This window comes from Gluconobacter sp. P1C6_b (assembly GCF_018811945.1).
In the GTDB taxonomy this organism is placed as follows: Bacteria; Pseudomonadota; Alphaproteobacteria; order Acetobacterales; family Acetobacteraceae; genus Gluconobacter.
Genome location: NZ_JACRVU010000049.1, coordinates 1 through 4,757, shown reverse-complemented (window position 1 = coordinate 4,757; position 4,757 = coordinate 1). Strand labels below are relative to the sequence as shown.

At 62.3% G+C, this 4,757-nt stretch carries 5 protein-coding genes and 2 pseudogenes; 4 read left to right on the top strand and 3 right to left on the bottom strand.

From position 1 onward, the window contains the following. Window positions 1-253, bottom strand: a pseudogene (locus tag KP701_RS15840) (hypothetical protein); the annotation flags it as partial. A gap of 110 nt (window positions 254-363) precedes the next feature. Then, complete coding sequence (epmA, locus tag KP701_RS15835; RefSeq protein WP_215747881.1) at window positions 364-1,359, bottom strand: EF-P lysine aminoacylase EpmA; 996 nt, start codon at window positions 1,357-1,359, stop codon at window positions 364-366. A 53-nt stretch (window positions 1,360-1,412) separates the two neighbouring features. Here epmA and KP701_RS15830 point away from each other — a divergent pair, with 53 nt between their 5' ends. After that, a complete protein-coding gene (locus KP701_RS15830; RefSeq protein ID WP_215747880.1) occupies window positions 1,413-2,471 on the top strand; it encodes a lysine-2,3-aminomutase-like protein in 1,059 nt (352 codons plus the stop codon). A 24-nt stretch (window positions 2,472-2,495) separates the two neighbouring features. On the opposite strand, the gene KP701_RS15825 is transcribed toward KP701_RS15830, so the two are convergent. Further along, on the bottom strand, window positions 2,496-2,804 hold the full coding sequence (locus KP701_RS15825; protein WP_011251821.1) for a carboxymuconolactone decarboxylase family protein: 309 nt from the start codon (window positions 2,802-2,804) through the stop codon (window positions 2,496-2,498). 215 nt (window positions 2,805-3,019) lie between these two features. On the opposite strand from KP701_RS15825, the gene efp reads away from it, so the two are divergent. The 3 genes and pseudogenes from efp to KP701_RS15810 all read left to right on the top strand — a co-directional run. Next, a complete protein-coding gene (gene efp, locus KP701_RS15820; RefSeq protein ID WP_215747879.1) occupies window positions 3,020-3,586 on the top strand; it encodes an elongation factor P in 567 nt (188 codons plus the stop codon). A gap of 6 nt (window positions 3,587-3,592) precedes the next feature. Next, a complete protein-coding gene (locus KP701_RS15815) occupies window positions 3,593-4,420 on the top strand; it encodes an inositol monophosphatase family protein (protein WP_011251823.1) in 828 nt (275 codons plus the stop codon). Between the two features lie 60 nt (window positions 4,421-4,480). After that, window positions 4,481-4,757: pseudogene (locus KP701_RS15810) on the top strand (hypothetical protein); the annotation flags it as partial.

Below are 4,757 nucleotides of genomic sequence, written 5' to 3'. Positions count from 1 at the left end.
CGCCCATACCGCCGCCCCAGCCATCCCAGCCCCAGCCACCGCCGGGAGAATACTGCGTTTCGTTATCGATATAGGCGAGGAACGTATGGCCCTGCGCATCATAGTTACGGGTCGGAACACCGAACTGGCGCAGCACGTCCACTTCGGACTTTCCAACCATGGAATCCAGCACCTTGCGTTGCTGCAGGGTCGGGACTTCACAGGCGGAAAGGCCCAGCAGCACCAGGACAGACAGCAATCCAACTTTTTTCATCATCATCTTTCCAGACTGTGCCGCTGCAACGCGGTCATGTTCCTCTTTCGACACGTTCTAGCCCTTCTGACGCAAAAGAAGGATTAAAACTCCTGCAAGTTCCTAAAAGATCAGGCCAACCACAAAATGTCACTGATCCGCGGTGCTCCGGTTGCCAGCATGACCAGCCGGTCAAACCCGAGGGCGATACCTGAACAGGGCGGCAGATCCGGCAATGCGGCCAGAAAATCCTCGTCCAGGCCCCAGTCCTGATCCGGAGACAGTTCCACACGACGCTTACGATCCGTTGCAAAACGCTCCCGCTGTTCCACCGGATCGGTGAGCTCTTCAAAGGCGTTCGCCAGTTCCAGCCCGCCCACATAAAGCTCGAACCGCAGCGCAGCGCGCCCGTCTTCCGGGTCCCGGCGTGCGAGTGCTGCCTGTTCCGCCGGCCAGTGCGTCAGGAATGTGGGACGTTCACGCCCGATCACGGGCTCAATGCGCTCCAGCAGCAGCCGGAAGAACAGGTCTTCCCAGTTCTCACCATTCCGCAGCCCAACATGAGCCTGTGCAGCCAAAGCCTCGGCATTCCCGGCCGTTCCCAGCAGATCCGCTCCCACATAACGTGCAAATGCAGCCTGCATCGTCAGCCGCTCGAAAGGGAGTGAAAGATCAATGACATCCATCCCCCGATGCACCACGGGCGGCAGAAGCGCGCGCAGAAAAGCTTCGGTCTCATCCATGAGAGACGACAGATCCGCGCCTGGACGATACCATTCGAGCATCGTGAACTCCGGGGCGTGCGTATTGCTGGCCTCGCCATTGCGCCAGACACGCGCCATCTGGAACACGGGCTGCCCTGTCGCCGCGACAATCCGCTTCATCGCAAATTCCGGACTCGTATGCAGGAAACGTGCCTCACGGGAGCCGTCCGGCCGCTCAAGCTCCGTTCTGAAACAGCGCAGATGGACTTCTTCGCCCGGAACCGGAACCGCGAACGGTGTTTCGACTTCCAGATATCCGCGCTCTTCAAAGAAAGTCCGGACCGATCTGACCATCTGCGTACGCCGCTCAAGCAGAGGCAGGCGCTCGGCGATCCGGCCCGGATCAGCAGACAATACGGTCATGACGTCTCTCGCTCCTGTTGCAAAACCGGGACCCGCACCGCTAGAGGCATCACATGGATGATATGGTCAAGACAGCTCCACGACATTCCACGAAACGTCACACGCTTCGTACACCGTCCGACCTGATCGACGCGGGACTGGCCCCCGAAGCCGACCGCGCAACGCTCGAAGCGGTGGGTGAGCGCTTCACGATGACCATTCCCCCCGCCTTCCAGGACCTGATCACGCATCCGGACGACCCCATCGCCCGGCAGGTCATTCCCGACGCCCGTGAACTGGTCACGCTCCCCCATGAGGACGCGGACCCGATCGGCGACGATGCCCTGTCCCCCGTCCCCGGCATCGTGCACCGCTATGCGGACCGCGCCCTGCTCAAGCCTCTGCTGGTTTGCCCGCTTTACTGTCGGTTCTGTTTCAGGCGCGAGCATGTCGGCCCGGGCGGTGGCCTTCTCAGCGATGCGCAGCTTGAAGCCGCACTCGACTGGGTGCGGCAGCATCCCGATATCCGCGAAATCATCCTCACAGGCGGCGATCCGCTCATGCTTGCCCCGCGCCGGCTGAAGCATATCGTGCAGTCCCTGTCGGATATCCCCCATATCGAGACCATCCGCATCCATTCCCGCGTCCCGGTCGCCGACCCGACACGCATGACGGAAGAGCTTCTGGACGCGATGGAAACGGACCGCTCCATGTGGCTGGTCGTTCACGCCAACCATGCCAATGAGCTGACTCCACAGGCCATAAAGGGGATCCGCGCCGTTCTGTCACGTGCCATTCCGGTGCTCTCGCAATCCGTCCTGCTGCGCGGGGTCAACGATACGGTTGAAAGTCTGGAAGCCCTGTTGCGGGCGTTCCTGAAAGCGCGGGTCAAACCCTATTACCTGCATCATCTTGATGCCGCCGCCGGAACGGGACATTTCCATGTCCCCGTCGCGGAAGGTCAGGCCCTGCTGAGACAACTGCGCGGACGTGTCACGGGTCTGGCCTGGCCGACCTATGTCCTCGACATTCCCGGTGGTCGGGGCAAAGTTCCGATCGGACCGGAATATCTGGACCCCGCGTCGCCCGGCACGGTCTCAACACCCGACGGAGAGGCGTGCAGCTTCACCTGACACGCCTCATAAAATGCAGCCGCCTTATTTGGCGTCGAACATGTGAGTGGCATGGGTGATGGCCCCGCCCGCACGGATGGCGGCGGCCACAAGAGCGATCTCGGAGAGCTGCGCATCCGTTGCGCCCGCCTCGCGAGCAGCCTTGACGTGAAGTTCGATACAGTAAGGGCACTGCGTCGTCAGTGCGACGGCCACGGCGGCGAGCTGCTTGGTCAGGGCGCTAACTTCACCTTCCTCGAAGGCGGCACGGTCGAACTGCCAGAAGGCGTCCATACCCTTGGAGGCATTGGCTTCAAGATGGGAAATGCGCGAGAGGTTCTTCATATCGTACATGCGGCTTCTCCTTGCGTTTCGCCCTGACCTTCAGGACAGACACACACTCTGACATGACCTGTCCGCCGTCATGCCCCAAGCCCCAAGCCCTTCACAGTTTCCTGAAGCTGCAAACTGTCACGCGCCCCTTGGCCTTGCTTCCAGCCCCCGTGCGGCGCTAGAAGCCCACAAGACGTGACAGAAAATCCCTACCCACGGGTCATCAGGACACAAGCATGAAACAGCAAGCCAACCTTATCCGGGCCGGCCAGGTCATCGAGCACGATGGCCGCCGCTGGACGGTTCTCAAGCAGCAGATCATCACCCCGGGCAAGGGTGGCGCCTTCATCCAGGTCGAAATGCGCGACCTCAAGACGGGCAACAAGACCAACGAGCGCTGGAGAACGGCGGATTCCGTCGAGCGTCTGCTCACGGAAGACAAGGACTACACCTACTCCTACATGGACGGTGACAATGTCGTCCTGATGGACCCGGAAACGTTCGAGCAGCTGATCCTCGCCAAGGACATCTTCGGCGACCAGTTCGCCTTCCTGCAGGACAACATGGCGCTGAACGTCAAGCTGGTCGAAGGCGACCCGGTGGGCGTGGAACTGCCGCCGCACGTGACGCTGGAAGTCACGGAAGCCGACCCGGTGGTCAAGGGCCAGACGGCCAGCTCGTCCTACAAGCCCGCCATGCTGTCCAATGGCGTGAAGACGCTGGTCCCGCCGTTCATCGAAGCCGGTGAGCGCATCGTTGTCCGCACGGAAGACGGATCCTACGTCGAACGCGCGAAGGACTGATCCAGCATGCGTCTTTCCCCGCACATGGCCGTCATGCAGGGCGCGGCACAGAAGGCCTCGCGCCGTCTGCTCCGTGACTTTGCAGAGGTCGAACAGCTTCAGGTCAGCATCAAGGGGCCCGGAGATTTCGTTTCCCAGGCAGACCTGCGCGCCGAAACCATCCTTCGCGAGGAACTGAGCCGCGCTCGTCCCGGCTACGCCTTCCTGATGGAAGAAAGCGGTGCTTCGGGCGGGGACAACTGGACCTGGCGCTGGATCGTCGATCCGCTGGACGGCACGACGAACTTCCTGCACGGCATCCCGCACTGGGCCATTTCCATCGGCCTTCAGCGCAAGCTGCCGGACGGCACAATCGAAATGGCTGCCGCGGTTGTCTACAACCCGGCTGCCAACGAAATGTTCTGGGCCGAAAAGGGCGTGGGCGCGTTCCTCAACGAACGCCGCCTTCGTGTCTCCGGTCGCCGTAACATGCATGAGGCCCTGTTTGCGACCGGGATTCCCTTTGCGAAAGTCCCGAGCAGCAGCCGTCTGCCGTTCGCGCGCGTCCTCGGCGCCCTGATGCCTCAGGTTGCCGGGATTCGCCGCTTCGGTGCCGCAGCCCTGGATCTCGCCTGGGTCGCAGCCGGTCGTTACGACGGTTACTGGGAATTCGGCATCAAGCCCTGGGACTGCGCAGCCGGCCTGCTTCTCGTCCGCGAAGCCGGTGGCTATGCGACCGATCCGGACGGAACCGAACTCCATGACCTTCCCGACGACGTCAATGTCGTTGCCGGAAACACCAACCTTCACGGCCCCCTGCGCGCCCTTGTGCACGAGGCCCTGAACCGGAGCTGACGAAACTGCCCTCACTTCCCATTGCGGGAGTCGTGAGGCCTCGTCTAGGATCGGCCTGACATGTACAGGCCGATCCCCTTCTCCCTTCCTCTGGCGGCCTTTCTGGCCTGCCTTCCGCTGTACGCCGCTCAGGCGCAGGTCACCAGCAATCTGGATGATCTGCCTCAGGCCAAGACAGCCCCCTCCGCGAAAAAACCAGCCCCGACGACGCACCCGGCAGGACACGCCGCCCAGAAACCCGCGGCAAAAGCCCCGCCCCCCGTGGGCGCAACGCCCGCAACGGGAGCATCCTCTACGGCAGAGCCCGTCCGGAGCACACCGACGCACGCGACCGTTC